The following is a 14519-nucleotide window of genomic DNA, read 5'->3' as shown; positions in this document are numbered from 1 at the left end:
TATGAAATTGAACTTTCCGTTACTAGACGAAGCTCTGACGGTCGAGAAAGCAACTATTTTTGTTGTAGAGGATACGACAGTATTTTCTCGACTGGTTAGGAATTTATATCAATATAAAGATGGATCGGAATTAAAAATTTTCGACGAACAATTTAGGTCCATTAAAGATTCCGAGCTGATGGTGGTGACAGATATTTTAGGATATGACATTAATGCTGCACCAATACTGAAGCTCATCCATGCTGATTTAGAAAATCAATTAAATGAAAAACCAGAAGTGAAATCAATTATTGAAAAATTAGCAAATTCTATTACTGAACTAATCTCTTATGAATGTTTAGAGAATGAGCTTGATTTGGAGTATGATGAGATTACGGTTTTGGAGTTGATAAAGGCGTTAGGGGTCAAAATTGAAACTATCAGTGATACGATTTTTGATAAAATTTTCGAGATTTTACAAGTTTATCAATTTTTGAATAAGAAGAGATTTCTTGTCTTTATCAATGTATTATCTTATTTGACAGTGGATGAAATTCAGAAAACTAGGGAGTATATTGAACTTTCCAATATGGATGTTCTTTTTCTAGAACCGAGAAAAAGAAAAGATTTCCCTCAGTATGTTTTGGATAAAGACTATTTCTTACTATCGGAAAATATTGTAAAATAAGTACATATAGTACAAATATTAGAAACTATTCGAAACTGAAGTCTAGCTGAGACGAATGGTGCGATTACGAAATTTTGTGGCAAAAAATAGTCTACGAGGTTTTAGAGCTGTGTTGTTTCGAATGGTTTCAAAACTCAAAGATTATGAACGTGATAGTAACGCACGTTTTAGAGCTGTGTTGTTTCGAATGGTTTCAAAACCGATAGCCTCGGTCTTGACCTGGTTAGCCCGTTTTAGAGCTGTGTTGTTTCGAATGGTTTCAAAACATATTCTTCATATCACTGTTAGCATTACGTGTTTTAGAGCTGTGTTGTTTCGAATGGTTTCAAAACTACCCTTTTAAAATCGCTGAAAAAGCAGAGTTTTAGAGCTGTGTTGTTTCGAATGGTTTCAAAACTCATATCACCGAAGTTATAGATTGTCATATGTTTTAGAGCTGTGTTGTTTCGAATGGTTTCAAAACCATCATTGTCTCTTCAGCTTGTTTCATTGTGTTTTAGAGCTGTGTTGTTTCGAATGGTTTCAAAACTGACGACTTCCTGTTATCCGCCAGAGCAACGTTTTAGAGCTGTGTTGTTTCGAATGGTTTCAAAACCCACATCACGTTGATACGCTTCCCACGATAGTTTTAGAGCTGTGTTGTTTCGAATGGTTTCAAAACTATCACATTTGATACAGTAACGAAACAGTTGTTTTAGAGCTGTGTTGTTTCGAATGGTTTCAAAACAGATTATAACACCTTTACTGAAATTCACTAGTTTTAGAGCTGTGTTGTTTCGAATGGTTTCAAAACAAGGCGAAAATCAAAAATCCGATAATCTCGGTTTTAGAGCTGTGTTGTTTCGAATGGTTTCAAAACTGGCTCAAGGTTATCAAACATCTACATCTAGTTTTAGAGCTGTGTTGTTTCGAATGGTTTCAAAACGAAAAAATCTTTTTTAGAGAAAGAAATTTCGTTTTAGAGCTGTGTTGTTTCGAATGGTTTCAAAACTGTTAAAGATGAAGATGTTGACGTGTTTAAGTTTTAGAGCTGTGTTGTTTCGAATGGTTTCAAAACGATAATAAGGTGTGCAGTTGGTTTGAAACCGTTTTAGAGCTGTGTTGTTTCGAATGGTTTCAAAACGTATGATTCCGTTGAAAATTGTACTCGGTGGTTTTAGAGCTGTGTTGTTTCGAATGGTTTCAAAACATAAGACGGTTCTCATGTGTTTCAACTTGTGTTTTAGAGCTGTGTTGTTTCGAATGGTTTCAAAACTATCCAAAAACAATCGAAGCCATTCTCAGCGTTTTAGAGCTGTGTTGTTTCGAATGGTTTCAAAACCTGTCTATCTCAACAAAGACTCAACTTATGGTTTTAGAGCTGTGTTGTTTCGAATGGTTTCAAAACTCTCAGGACTTCTGATTCTAACGGCTCTACGTTTTAGAGCTGTGTTGTTTCGAATGGTTTCAAAACTTGATCATCACTGTCAATAAAGGAAAAGATGTTTTAGAGCTGTGTTGTTTCGAATGGTTTCAAAACCATCAAGAGGTTACAACACTGCGTCTTACTGTTTTAGAGCTGTGTTGTTTCGAATGGTTTCAAAACTGACAGTCTAACTGGGGCACTTGAGGCCTTGTTTTAGAGCTGTGTTGTTTCGAATGGTTTCAAAACCTATCGCTGTGGCAGTTGGATTGATTGCTGGTTTTAGAGCTGTGTTGTTTCGAATGGTTTCAAAACCGTTATCGGCATATTTAACCCATGTATACAGTTTTAGAGCTGTGTTGTTTCGAATGGTTTCAAAACATAGTCATACCAGGACTGTTCAGTCTCCGTGTTTTAGAGCTGTGTTGTTTCGAATGGTTTCAAAACAACATCTTCTATATTCTTAACATACCCTCCGTTTTAGAGCTGTGTTGTTTCGAATGGTTTCAAAACGCTTGAAAGTCAAGGACGTTAAGGGTGACAGTTTTAGAGCTGTGTTGTTTCGAATGGTTTCAAAACTACAAGCCTATGGAAATTTTTATGCTGTTAGTTTTAGAGCTGTGTTGTTTCGAATGGTTTCAAAACTGAAGCAAATGCTACTTTCACAGAAGCTTTGTTTTAGAGCTGTGTTGTTTCGAATGGTTTCAAAACTAACGCTTATGCGTTTCCTTATGTTATTGTGTTTTAGAGCTGTGTTGTTTCGAATGGTTTCAAAACTTCAAGTTTGTCTTTGCTCGCACGAGCATTGTTTTAGAGCTGTGTTGTTTCGAATGGTTTCAAAACTAATGGTAGAGATGGTGCTCCTGGACCCGCGTTTTAGAGCTGTGTTGTTTCGAATGGTTTCAAAACCACATTCGTAGCGGTAGATGATGCACGTCTGTTTTAGAGCTGTGTTGTTTCGAATGGTTTCAAAACGTCTTCGTAATGTTTCTGCAGAGACAGAAGGTTTTAGAGCTGTGTTGTTTCGAATGGTTTCAAAACGCACGGCTTAAACGTGTAACAGTAGCTGATGTTTTAGAGCTGTGTTGTTTCGAATGGTTTCAAAACTGGGCTGAAAATCTATTTGAAAGTTCCGAAGTTTTAGAGCTGTGTTGTTTCGAATGGTTTCAAAACGGCTGACGTCACTAGTGAGATGATACCGTCGTTTTAGAGCTGTGTTGTTTCGAATGGTTTCAAAACAGACTGATCGCAATATTCACCGTCTCCTTGGTTTTAGAGCTGTGTTGTTTCGAATGGTTTCAAAACTTTTCTCCTCTCTTATGATATAATAAGAGCGTTTTAGAGCTGTGTTGTTTCGAATGGTTTCAAAACGTATAATCCATCTTTATAGTCATATCCAAGGTTTTAGAGCTGTGTTGTTTCGAATGGTTTCAAAACGTTAGACATATAGTCAATCGCATTACCCCAGTTTTAGAGCTGTGTTGTTTCGAATGGTTTCAAAACAACGTGGTAGACGCCAATCTTAGTCACGTTGTTTTAGAGCTGTGTTGTTTCGAATGATTTCAAAACTAAATTAGTATTAACAACTATTGGAGTAATGTTTTAGAGCTGTGTTGTTTCGAATGGTTTCAAAACTTCAATGCAACAAAAAAAGCACCAACCACAGTTTTAGAGCTGTGTTGTTTCGAATGGTTTCAAAACCGGCCTGCGCGCTCTCTTCGATTGCTGCGAGTTTTAGAGCTGTGTTGTTTCGAATGGTTTCAAAACGTTAGACACCCACAAGACACACAGCATAGAGTTTTAGAGCTGTGTTGTTTCGAATGGTTTCAAAACTTTACCAGAATACTTCATGGATTAAGCCCCGTTTTAGAGCTGTGTTGTTTCGAATGGTTTCAAAACAAACTAATAATGGAACGACGAAAACAACAAGTTTTAGAGCTGTGTTGTTTCGAATGGTTTCAAAACGAGCAAGCCAGTATCTAACTGCTAGCCGTGGTTTTAGAGCTGTGTTGTTTCGAATGGTTTCAAAACCGGGAACGAGCACAAATATTCAATTTGGTCGTTTTAGAGCTGTGTTGTTTCGAATGGTTTCAAAACTGAGAAAGGAAAGGAAATCCTTTTACACTAGTTTTAGAGCTGTGTTGTTTCGAATGGTTTCAAAACTCGCTTGTCAAGCCTTGAGACTTACAAGGAGTTTTAGAGCTGTGTTGTTTCGAATGGTTTCAAAACAGAAATATATGTTACCGTGTGTTCAGTTAAGTTTTAGAGCTGTGTTGTTTCGAATGGTTTCAAAACGAGTGAGGGGGCGAAACTCCAACAGTCACTGTTTTAGAGCTGTGTTGTTTCGAATGGTTTCAAAACTCTCAGAAAATGGGCTTCTTCGACACCTAGGTTTTAGAGCTGTGTTGTTTCGAATGGTTTCAAAACGTTTTCTGGCACAATGTAAACGGTTTTCGTGTTTTAGAGCTGTGTTGTTTCGAATGGTTTCAAAACTACCGTAGGTGTGAAGGTGTCAGCATTCAAGTTTTAGAGCTGTGTTGTTTCGAATGGTTTCAAAACTTTGGTCTATCGGCTAGCTTTAGCGGTGGGTTTTAGAGCTGTGCTGTTTCGAATGGTTTCAAAACCACCATTACACAAAACCAAACACCAACATCGTTTTAGAGCTGTGCTGTTTCGAATGGTTTCAAAACCTATTCGTGGTTATCAACCATCTGTACATTGTTTTAGAGCTGTGCTGTTTCGAATGGTTTCAAAACATGATATGTGATTGTGATGGTTGTCTTATCGTTTTAGAGCTGTGCTGTTTCGAATGGTTTCAAAACCCTATCACACAGATGATTGGTTTCCTTCCGTTTTAGAGCTGTGCTGTTTCGAATGGTTTCAAACATAAACTTTCAAAGTTCAAATGACGATTAACAACATCCAATTTTCCTCCAAGATTTCTAACTCCCTCTTGTCCATTCAAAGTTTTCCATGATATACTATATGTAATCGTTTTACTTCAAAGGAGATAAAGATGACAAACCTAAAAGAGCAGGTTGGGATTAAGGCGGCGGAGTTTGTGGCTGACGGCATGATTGTTGGGCTAGGGACTGGCTCGACGGCTTACTATTTCGTGCAGGAGATTGGCCGCCGGGTTGCAGAGGAGGGCTTACAAATCACAGGCGTAACGACCTCTCATGCCACGGCTGAGCATGCTGCGTCCCTCGGGATTCCCCTAAAAAACATCGACGAGGTCGATCACGTGGACTTGACGGTGGACGGAGCCGATGAGGTGGACGGAGCCTTTAATGGTATCAAGGGTGGCGGAGCGGCGCTTCTCATGGAGAAGGTGGTCGCGGTCAACAGCAAGGACTGCATCTGGATCGTCGATGAGTCTAAGGTGGTGCAAACCCTAGGTGCCTTCAAGTTGCCGGTGGAAGTCGTGCAGTACGGTGCGGAGAACCTTTTCCGACACTTTGAGGCCAAAGGCTACAGACCAAGTTTTCGGATGACTGACGGCCAGAAGCACGTGACCGATATGAAGAATTTCATTATCGATCTTGATCTGCACCGCATCGAGGATACGGAGGCCTTGGCGGACGAGCTGGACAAAACAGTGGGAGTAGTCGAGCATGGTCTCTTTATCGGCTTGATTTCTAAGGTCATTGTTGGCACACCACAAGGACCAGAAATACTTGAAAAGAAATAAATTGAAAACGCTTCTCATTTTTATTTAATGGGGAGCTTTTTTGTGGTATAATGAAAAGACGAACATTATAAAGGAGTTCTTATGTCTAAATTTAAACGTATTCACCTGGTGGTCATGGATTCTGTCGGAATCGGTGCGGCACCAGATGCAGACAAGTTTTTCAACGCTGGGATTGCGGACACGGAGTCTGATACCCTCGGCCACATCTCTGAAAAAGCAGGTCTTGCTGTGCCAAACATGGCGAAAATCGGTCTTGGAAACATCCCTCGTGATACAGCCCTTGCGACTGTTCCTGCTGAAAGTCATCCAACTGGCTACGTGACCAAGTTGGAAGAAGTATCGCTCGGCAAGGATACCATGACTGGACACTGGGAAATTATGGGTCTCAATATTACTGAGCCATTTGATACATTCTGGGATGGTTTCCCTGAAGAGATTTTGACAAAAATCGAAGAGTTCTCAGGCCGTAAAATCATCCGTGAGGCAAACAAGCCGTATTCTGGTACAGCTGTTATTGATGACTTTGGTCCTCGCCAAATGGAAACAGGGGAGTTGATCGTCTATACTTCCGCAGACCCTGTGCTTCAGATTGCAGCCCATGAAGACATTATTCCACTGGATGAATTGTACCGTATCTGTGAGTACGCTCGTTCCATTACCCTTGAACGTCCAGCTCTTCTCGGTCGTATCATCGCCCGTCCATACGTTGGTGAGCCAGGTAATTTCTCACGGACTGCCAACCGTCATGACTATGCGGTATCGCCGTTTGAAGCAACTGTTCTCAACAAGCTTGCGGATGCAGGCGTGCCAACTTATTCTGTCGGCAAAATCAGCGATATTTTCAACGCATCAGGTATCACCAACGACATGGGCCACACCAAGTCAAACATTCACGGTGTAGATGTCCTTCTTGAAACCATGCAGTTGGCTGACTTTGAGAAAGGTTTCTCATTTACCAACTTGGTTGACTTTGATGCTGTATATGGTCACCGTCGTGACATCGAAGGCTACCGCGATTGCTTGCAGGAGTTCGATGCTCGTATCCCAGAAATTATCGCTGCTATGCGTGAGGATGACCTGCTCTTGATTACAGCTGACCACGGAAATGACCCTGCCTATGCAGGTACAGACCATACCCGTGAGTATGTGCCACTCTTGGCCTACAGCAAATCCTTCACCGGCAGTGGCGTTTTGCCAGTCGGACATTTTGCGGATATTTCAGCGACTATTGCTGAAAACTTCGGTGTCGAAAAAGCCATGATTGGCGAGAGCTTCTTAGGGGTCCTGGTCTAATGGAACAACTGACGGTCTATTACAATCCCGACTGCAGCAAATGTAAGAAATTGAAAATCTTACTACCTAGTCAGGACCTGAACATCAAGTGGGTTAATTACCTAGAAAATCCACTGACAGAGGTAGAATTGACAGCTCTTTTGAAAAAAATGGGCAGCCAGCCCTCTGCAGTCATTCGTTTGACAGAAGAAGAGCGAGCAGGTTTGTCAGAAGAACAACTCTTTGAGCGTTTAGTGGAAGAGCCTGCTCTTCTCAACCGTCCCATTATCGAGCGAGAACAGACAGCCTTTCTCTGTCGTCCGCTCGACATCATCAAGGAAAAAATGCCAGAATATGACTGGTCGGATTATTTATAAAAGGAGAAAATATGAGTTTACTTGCAAAAATCAATGAAACAAAAAACTTCTTAGAAGAAAAAGGTTTGGTCAAGCCAGAATTTGGTTTGATTTTGGGCTCAGGTTTGGGCGAATTAGCGGAAGAAGTAGAAAATGCTATCGTAATCGATTATGCAGATATTCCAAACTGGGGTAAGTCAACAGTTGTAGGTCATGCTGGTAAGTTGGTTTACGGTGATTTGGCAGGCCGCAAGGTCTTGGCTTTGCAAGGTCGTTTCCACTTCTACGAAGGCAATCCAATGGAAGTAGTGACCTTCCCAGTCCGCGTTATGAAAGCTCTTGGCTGTGAAGGCGTGATTGTGACCAATGCCGCAGGTGGTATCGGCTACGGTCCAGGTACCCTCATGGCCATTACAGACCACATCAACATGACTGGTCAAAATCCATTGATTGGCGAAAACTTGGAAGAATTTGGTCCACGTTTCCCAGATATGTCCAATGCCTACACCAAAGAATACCGTGAGAAAGCCCATGCCGTTGCAGAAAAATTGGGTATCAAGTTGGACAATGGTGTCTACCTCGGCGTGACAGGTCCTACCTATGAAACACCTGCAGAAATCTTGGCCTTCAAGACTATGGGTGCCCATGCAGTCGGTATGTCAACAGTACCAGAAGTTATCGTTGCAGCTCACTCAGGTATGAAAGTCTTGGGTATTTCTGCCATCACAAACTTTGCGGCTGGTTTCCAATCTGAACTCAACCACGAAGAAGTCGTAGAAGTAACCGAGCAAATCAAGGGCAACTTCAAAGGCTTGGTCAAAGCTATCTTGGCTGAGTTGTAGGAGGGATCAATGACCAACAAACCCTGGTTCAGTGTTCTGAAAGGGATAGGCATTATTGCGCTACTTACAATAGTCTGGTTGGTTTTCTTTGCAGCTATTGATACGAGTGGTTCTAACACCAACTACGAGCCTTTCAATGGTGCTTCGATTATTTGTGCAGTAATTTCCTATCTGATTATTTTATTTATACTGCAATATAATAAGGTTGTTCACTTAAAAGAGGAGATTACCACTTCTTACAATGCAATAGAGATTAAACAACTACATGTTACAAAGTTGTTGGACCAACTGCAAGAAGTGACGGATAAAATTGTAGATCACGAGTTAAAAATGTCTGTGAAGAATACCTTTTCCGAGTTGATTGAAGAGGAGAAGCAGTCAGACCGTTTGACTGCAGAAGGAAACGATGCCAATCATCATCAGACCAAGAAGAAATTCACTTCCAATTCGGGTTCAAACAATTTCCATGACCATCTGTCGCAACACTCTGAAAAAGTTACAAAGTTGGTGGAACGGATCGAACGGGATACAAAAGGAAGGGCTGATGATAGTCTGCGTGATTTAATGCGAGAAATCAAAGAAGCTGAAGCTCTGGTGACCAACCAACGCCTGTATTACAACGACACAGTTTCACAATACAATAAATCAATCTATGCCTTGCCATTTGCCTTCTTAAGAGGGACACTTGGTTTCAAGGAGCAAGCCTATATGTAACCAAGTCAATTTGAAATCTGGGTTACATAAATAGAGAAAAGAAAGGAAGGGCTAGTAGCCCTTTGTGAAAAAAATGAGTATCCATATTTCCGCAAAACCAGGCGAAATTGCTGATAAGATTTTGCTTCCTGGTGATCCGCTTCGTGCTAAATTTATCGCTGAAAACTTCCTTGAAGATACCGTTTGCTTCAACGAAGTTCGCAATATGTTCGGCTACACAGGTACCTACAAGGGGCATCGTGTCTCTGTCATGGGAACAGGTATGGGAATGCCATCCATCTCTATCTATGCTCATGAATTGATCAATGAATACGGTGTGAAAAAATTGATCCGTGTTGGAACAGCAGGCTCACTGAGTGCTGATGTTCATGTTCGTGAATTGGTCTTGGCGCAAGCAGCTGCAACCAACTCTCGTATGATCAATATTGATTGGCCAGAATATGACTTGCCACAAATTGCAAGTTTCAACCTTTTGGACAAGGCATATCATATTGCTAAAGACCTTAATTTGACAACGCATGTCGGCAATGTCTTGTCTTCAGACAGTTTCTACTCGCCTAAACTTTTCAGTCGTAATTTGGAACTTGGTCAAATTGGTGTCAAGGCAGTTGAGATGGAAGCTGCAGCCCTTTATTATTTGGGTGCTAAATTCGGTGTTGAAACACTTGCAATCATGACTATTTCTGATAGCTTGGTCAACCCAGACGAAGATACGACAGCAGAAGAGCGTCAAAACACCTTCACGGACATGATGAAGGTTGGTTTGGAAACCTTGATTGCTGAATAGATATTGATTATTCGTAAGGAGAATTCTATGTCATTTGCAAATTTTGAACCAACACGTCACATTGAAGATTTTCATTTAGCTGGATTTGCTTATTAGTCATACAGTCCAGTGGACTGTATGAGCTCGCTCCTTGAAAACGATAAGGGAGCGATTAGTGAAAGAATTAAAACTTGGTACTTCTTTAGAAATGCTTGCGGAACCAGCTAACCCTTATGATTCAGAAGCAGTTGTGATTCTATTTCAAGGGAAAAAATTGGGTTATATTCCCAAGCATAAAAATAGCCTAATTAGCCGATTGTTATTCTATGGACATGGTGAGATCCTTGAAGCCAGAGTTCAAATGATAGATTTAACAGAACACCCGGAACGTCAACTTCGTGTGGTTGTAAAATTCAAAGATTTTCGTAAATGATATAGAAAAACAGAGCTGTTTAGCTCTGTTTTTTGCTAGGATTCAGAACAATAAATCATTTCAATCTACTTTCAATGATAGAAATGCGACAAAAACTAATTTGGGCTTGTTTTTTCTTATATTTTAGTGTATAATCAAATTAGAAAGCGTTTACAAAAGCGTTTATGAAATATTTTTGAATGTTTACACAAATGAATTTGCAAGGGGAGATCGCCGTGATTAATTTACAACATTTTGTTCAGGCTATGTATGCCAAACGTATCGAGGATTGTTCTGACTATGAACTCTATTATGCTCTTCTAGCATTTACCAAACAGCAGAGCGAAGCAAAATATACTAATCAACAAAAGAAGAAAGTTTACTATATTTCTGCTGAGTTCTTGATTGGTAAACTCTTGTCTAATAACTTGATCAACTTGGGTGTTTATGATGAGGTGAAGAGCCAGCTTGCAGCAGCAGGTAAAGACTTGATTGCTATTGAAGATGTGGAGATGGAGCCATCACTAGGAAATGGTGGTTTGGGTCGTTTGGCCGCCTGCTTCCTTGATTCCATTGCTAGCCTTGGTCTCAACGGAGATGGTGTCGGATTGAACTACCACTTCGGACTTTTCCGTCAGTTGTTCGAATACCACCAACAATCTGCAGTGCCAAATGAATGGATTACACCACGTTCTTGGTTGACAGAATCCCCAATTTCTTACCAAGTGCCATTTGCTAACTTTACCTTAACTTCTAAGTTGTACGATATCGATGTGCCAGGTTATAAGACTGAGCGGAAGAACCGTTTGCGTTTGTTTGACCTTGGTTCAGTTGATGACAATATTATTTATGATGGCATTGAGTTTGACAAGGAAGATATTTTCCGTAATTTGACCCTCTTCCTTTATCCAGATGATTCGACAGACGAGGGTAAAGTTCTCCGTATCTTCCAGCAGTATTTCATGGTATCTAACGCAGCTCAACTCTTGATTGATGAAGCGGTTGCTAAAGGTTCAAATCTTCATGACTTGCCTGATTATGCGGTGGTTCAAATCAACGACACTCACCCATCCCTTGTCATTCCAGAATTGATTCGTCTCTTGGAACTTCGTGGCATTTCCTTTGATGAGGCAATCGAAATTGTCAAGAAAATGACTGCCTATACCAACCACACTATCTTGTCTGAAGCCCTTGAAAAATGGCCGCTTGACTTCTTGAACCGTGTGGTGCCTCACTTAGTACCATTTATCGAAGAGTTGGACCGTCGTGCCAAAGAAGTGAAAAATGACCCAGCAGTTAATATCATCGATGAGCATGGTCGTGTCCACATGGCCCACATGGATATTCACTATGGATATTCTATCAACGGTGTGGCAGCCCTCCATACTGAGATTTTGAAGACATCTGAGTTGAAAGCCTTCTACGAGCTTTACCCAGAGAAGTTTAACAACAAGACTAATGGTATCACCTTCCGCCGTTGGCTCATGCATGCCAACCCAAGCCTAGCTAGCTACCTTGATGGCTTACTTGGACATGGCTACCACCATGATGCTAGCGAGTTAGAAAAACTCTTGGACCACAAAGACAGCAAAGAATTGAAGAATTGGTTGGAAGAAACCAAGCAACACAACAAGCGGAAATTGCAACGTCATATTGCTAAGACGCAAGGTGTGGAGGTCAATCCAGAGTCTATCTTTGACGTGCAAATCAAGCGTATGCACGAGTACAAGCGTCAACAGATGAATGTTCTCTATGTCATCCACAAGTATTTGGATATCAAGGCAGGCAACATCCCAACTCGTCCATTGACAGTCTTCTTTGGAGGAAAAGCAGCCCCAGCCTACACAACGGCTCAAGATATTATCCACTTGATTTTGGTCTTGTCACAGGTTATCAAAAATGATCCAGAAGTAGCACCACACTTGCAGTTGGTCATGATTGAAAACTACAACGTAACGGAAGCCAGCTTCATCATTCCAGCGGCAGATATTTCAGAGCAGATTTCTCTTGCATCTAAAGAAGCTTCTGGTACAGGTAACATGAAATTCATGCTCAACGGTGCCTTGACCATCGGTACTGATGATGGGGCCAATGTGGAAATTCATGAATTAGTTGGTGATGAAAATATCTACATTTTCGGTCAAGATAGCCAGACTGTTATTGACCACTATGCAAATGGAACCTACCATCCGTATGCCTTCTACGAGCGCGAAGCTATCCGTCCATTGATTGATTTCATCACTTCTGACACTATTCGTCATGCAGGTGGTATCGATGAACGACTCTGGCGTTTGCAGGACAACCTTAAGCACAATGACCACTTCATGACCTTGCTAGACTTGGAAGACTACATTGCAACTAAGGAAAGAATGTTGGCAGACTATGAAGACCGCGACAGCTGGTTGGATAAGGTCATCGTCAACATTGCTAAAGCAGGCTTCTTCTCATCAGACCGTACCATTCAACAGTACAACGAAGACATCTGGCATTTGGAAGCGTAGCATATAAAAATGACCTTTCGGGGTCATTTTTTCTGTATTCTATTTTTGAAAGAGTGGGCGATTGCGGATTGTCCCAAGAAGTTTCCAAGGGCAAAGCCAGAGGAGTTAAGTAAGATGTCGCCAAGGTCAAAGAAGCCCAGTGAAAAGAAGAATTGACAGGCTTCAACTAGCAATATAGCCCCTACAAAGAGAGAAAGTTTTTTCCAAGAAAATGAAAAAAGCAACCCAAGTGGTAAAAAGAGTAAGAGGTTAAAGACCAATATAGCAGGATTGAGAAATAGGTCTTGAGAAAAGGTGCTAAGGAGATCCCAGTTGATACCTCTGACGCCCATGCTTTTGAAAAAGAGAAGATAGAGCAGCAGAAAGCCATAGCATCCATAGAAAAAACAAAGAGTCCATCGGGAAATTCCTGATTGATAGACCAGTCGAAAGAGAGTAAAGCAAACCCCAGTCATCAATAGTATTGCTGTAAGACTAGGTAAAAAATCAACCGTCATGAAAATGGTCGAGAACTGGTAAAAAAGAAAAGTCATAAAGAGCCAACGGCAAAGTAGAAATGATAGAATCAAGTTGATACAATCGTAGAAAATTTCTTTTTTCATAGAGGACCTCCTTTTTTTATTATATCATTATTTGAGGGGGGGTAAAGGCTGTAAAAAATATTTTTAGTGACAGTGTGCTATAATAGTTGGTATGAAAAAACGACCGACATCAGCCTATATCCACATTCCATTTTGCACCCAGATTTGTTACTACTGTGATTTTTCTAAGGTCTTTATTAAGAACCAGCCTGTTGACGAGTATTTGGCAGCCCTCATGGAAGAGGTCAAGTTTTACGACCTGCCAGCCCTCCGCACGCTTTATATCGGAGGCGGAACACCATCGGCTCTCTCGGCAGACCAGCTGGACTACCTTTTGACCAATCTGGAGGACTTGCTGGACTTGTCACAGCTGGAAGAATTCACCATTGAGGCCAATCCAGGTGACTTGACGGCGGATAAGATTGCGGTTCTGAAAAAATCCAAGTGCAATCGAGTGTCGCTTGGCGTTCAGACCTTTGATGACCGTATGCTGAAAAAAATCGGTCGCAGCCATAACCGGGCCCAGATTTATGAAACCATTGCAGCCCTCAAGGAAGCGGGTTTCCACAACATTTCCATTGACCTGATTTATGCCCTGCCTGGTCAGACCATGGAGCAGGTGGTGGACAATGTCGCCAAGGCCTTGGAGCTGGACATTCCCCACATGAGCCTCTATAGCTTGATTTTGGAGAACCACACGGTCTTCATGAACCGCCAACGCCGCGGCAACCTGCATCTGCCCAACGAAGATGTGGAGTCCGATATGTTCGACTACATTCTTCAAGAGCTGGAGAAAAACGGCTTCGAGCACTACGAAATTTCCAATTTCACCAAGCCTGGTTTTGAAAGTCGCCACAACCTCATGTACTGGGACAACTCGGAGTACTATGGTCTAGGAGCTGGAGCATCTGGCTACATCGACGGCATGCGCTACCGCAACCGCGGCCCCATTCAGCACTACCTCAAATCCATCCGCGAAAAAGGCCATTCCCGCTTACACGAAGAATTCCTCAGCCAGACCGAGCAGATGGAAGAAGAGATGTTTTTAGGTTTACGGAAAAAAACTGGCGTGTCCATCAAGCGATTCGAGGAAAAGTTTGGTATCTCCTTTGAAGACCGCTACGGTCAGGTGGTCAGAGACTTGAAAAATGAAGGTCTCTTGCAAGAAGAAGACCGTTGGCTTCGGATGACCAAAAAGGGTCTCTTCCTGGGTGATACAGTTGCCGAGCGTTTCATATAGTCATTCAGTTTGTTTTATTACTTCGTTAACTCGCTTTGCCGTACTCCAGTACTGTCTGCAGCTCGTTGCCTAGTA

11 protein-coding genes and 1 CRISPR repeat array are annotated in these 14519 nt (G+C 41.6%); of the genes, 10 read left to right on the top strand and 1 reads right to left on the bottom strand.

The annotated features are described in order from the left end of the window. Position 1: 1 nt before the first annotated feature. The 9 genes from csn2 to JNG37_RS00915 all read left to right on the top strand — a co-directional run bounded on the left by csn2 (position 2) and on the right by JNG37_RS00915 (position 12623). The gene (csn2, locus tag JNG37_RS00955; RefSeq protein ID WP_158454504.1) at positions 2-667 is read left to right on the top strand and encodes a type II-A CRISPR-associated protein Csn2; all 666 of its coding nucleotides are present in this window, start codon (positions 2-4) and stop codon (positions 665-667) included. A 98-nt stretch (positions 668-765) separates the two neighbouring features. Next, positions 766-4956: a CRISPR direct-repeat array (repeat unit 36 nt; unit sequence GTTTTAGAGCTGTGTTGTTTCGAATGGTTTCAAAAC). A gap of 129 nt (positions 4957-5085) precedes the next feature. Continuing rightward, complete coding sequence (gene rpiA, locus JNG37_RS00950; RefSeq protein WP_158454506.1) at positions 5086-5760, top strand: ribose-5-phosphate isomerase RpiA; 675 nt, start codon at positions 5086-5088, stop codon at positions 5758-5760. 81 nt (positions 5761-5841) lie between these two features. Further along, complete coding sequence (locus JNG37_RS00945) at positions 5842-7053, top strand: phosphopentomutase (protein WP_158454508.1); 1212 nt, start codon at positions 5842-5844, stop codon at positions 7051-7053. Then, positions 7053-7409: an arsenate reductase family protein gene (locus JNG37_RS00940; RefSeq protein WP_158454510.1), complete on the top strand. Its 357-nt coding sequence runs from the start codon at positions 7053-7055 to the stop codon at positions 7407-7409. Before JNG37_RS00945 ends, JNG37_RS00940 begins: the two co-directional genes overlap by 1 nt. Before the next feature lie 11 nt (positions 7410-7420). Beyond that, the gene (locus JNG37_RS00935) at positions 7421-8230 is read left to right on the top strand and encodes a purine-nucleoside phosphorylase (RefSeq protein WP_158454512.1); all 810 of its coding nucleotides are present in this window, start codon (positions 7421-7423) and stop codon (positions 8228-8230) included. A 9-nt stretch (positions 8231-8239) separates the two neighbouring features. Beyond that, positions 8240-8944 carry a LemA family protein gene (locus JNG37_RS00930; RefSeq protein WP_158454514.1) on the top strand — a complete coding sequence of 235 codons (705 nt, stop codon included), beginning with the start codon at positions 8240-8242 and terminating at the stop codon, positions 8942-8944. Positions 8945-9017: 73 nt separating this feature from the next. Next, positions 9018-9731 (top strand): purine-nucleoside phosphorylase, encoded by a 714-nt coding sequence (gene deoD / locus JNG37_RS00925; protein ID WP_158455311.1) that lies wholly within the window; start codon positions 9018-9020, stop codon positions 9729-9731. Positions 9732-9885: 154 nt separating this feature from the next. Next, positions 9886-10143, top strand: a complete 258-nt coding sequence (locus JNG37_RS09790) for an HIRAN domain-containing protein (RefSeq protein ID WP_248027386.1) — start codon at positions 9886-9888, stop codon at positions 10141-10143. Positions 10144-10358: 215 nt separating this feature from the next. After that, positions 10359-12623 carry a glycogen/starch/alpha-glucan phosphorylase gene (locus JNG37_RS00915; protein ID WP_158454516.1) on the top strand — a complete coding sequence of 755 codons (2265 nt, stop codon included), beginning with the start codon at positions 10359-10361 and terminating at the stop codon, positions 12621-12623. A gap of 23 nt (positions 12624-12646) precedes the next feature. Here JNG37_RS00915 and JNG37_RS00910 read toward each other — a convergent pair whose 3' ends face one another. Then, complete coding sequence (locus tag JNG37_RS00910; protein WP_238336213.1) at positions 12647-13120, bottom strand: VanZ family protein; 474 nt, start codon at positions 13118-13120, stop codon at positions 12647-12649. Positions 13121-13316: 196 nt separating this feature from the next. On the opposite strand from JNG37_RS00910, the gene hemW reads away from it, so the two are divergent. Beyond that, on the top strand, positions 13317-14444 hold the full coding sequence (gene hemW, locus JNG37_RS00905; RefSeq protein WP_158454521.1) for a radical SAM family heme chaperone HemW: 1128 nt from the start codon (positions 13317-13319) through the stop codon (positions 14442-14444). The last annotated feature ends 75 nt before the right edge of the window (positions 14445-14519 follow it).

Source organism: Streptococcus suis (assembly GCF_016775005.1).
GTDB classification, from domain to species: Bacteria; Bacillota; Bacilli; order Lactobacillales; family Streptococcaceae; genus Streptococcus; species Streptococcus suivaginalis.
The sequence above is the reverse complement of the archived record's forward strand: the minus strand, read 5'-3'. Positions and strand labels throughout refer to the sequence as shown.

Bases quoted from the DNA above. Each gene is read 5' to 3' on its own strand.
- deoD (WP_158455311.1), top strand. From the start codon at position 9,018: ATGAGTATCCATATTTCCGCAAAACCAGGCGAAATTGCTGATAAGATT.
- JNG37_RS00910 (WP_238336213.1), bottom strand. From the start codon at position 13,120: ATGACGGTTGATTTTTTACCTAGTCTTACAGCAATACTATTGATGACT.
- csn2 (WP_158454504.1), top strand. From the start codon at position 2: ATGAAATTGAACTTTCCGTTACTAGACGAAGCTCTGACGGTCGAGAAA.
- JNG37_RS00930 (WP_158454514.1), top strand. From the start codon at position 8,240: ATGACCAACAAACCCTGGTTCAGTGTTCTGAAAGGGATAGGCATTATT.
- JNG37_RS00945 (WP_158454508.1), top strand. From the start codon at position 5,842: ATGTCTAAATTTAAACGTATTCACCTGGTGGTCATGGATTCTGTCGGA.
- JNG37_RS00940 (WP_158454510.1), top strand. From the start codon at position 7,053: ATGGAACAACTGACGGTCTATTACAATCCCGACTGCAGCAAATGTAAG.
- JNG37_RS00935 (WP_158454512.1), top strand. From the start codon at position 7,421: ATGAGTTTACTTGCAAAAATCAATGAAACAAAAAACTTCTTAGAAGAA.
- hemW (WP_158454521.1), top strand. From the start codon at position 13,317: ATGAAAAAACGACCGACATCAGCCTATATCCACATTCCATTTTGCACC.
- rpiA (WP_158454506.1), top strand. From the start codon at position 5,086: ATGACAAACCTAAAAGAGCAGGTTGGGATTAAGGCGGCGGAGTTTGTG.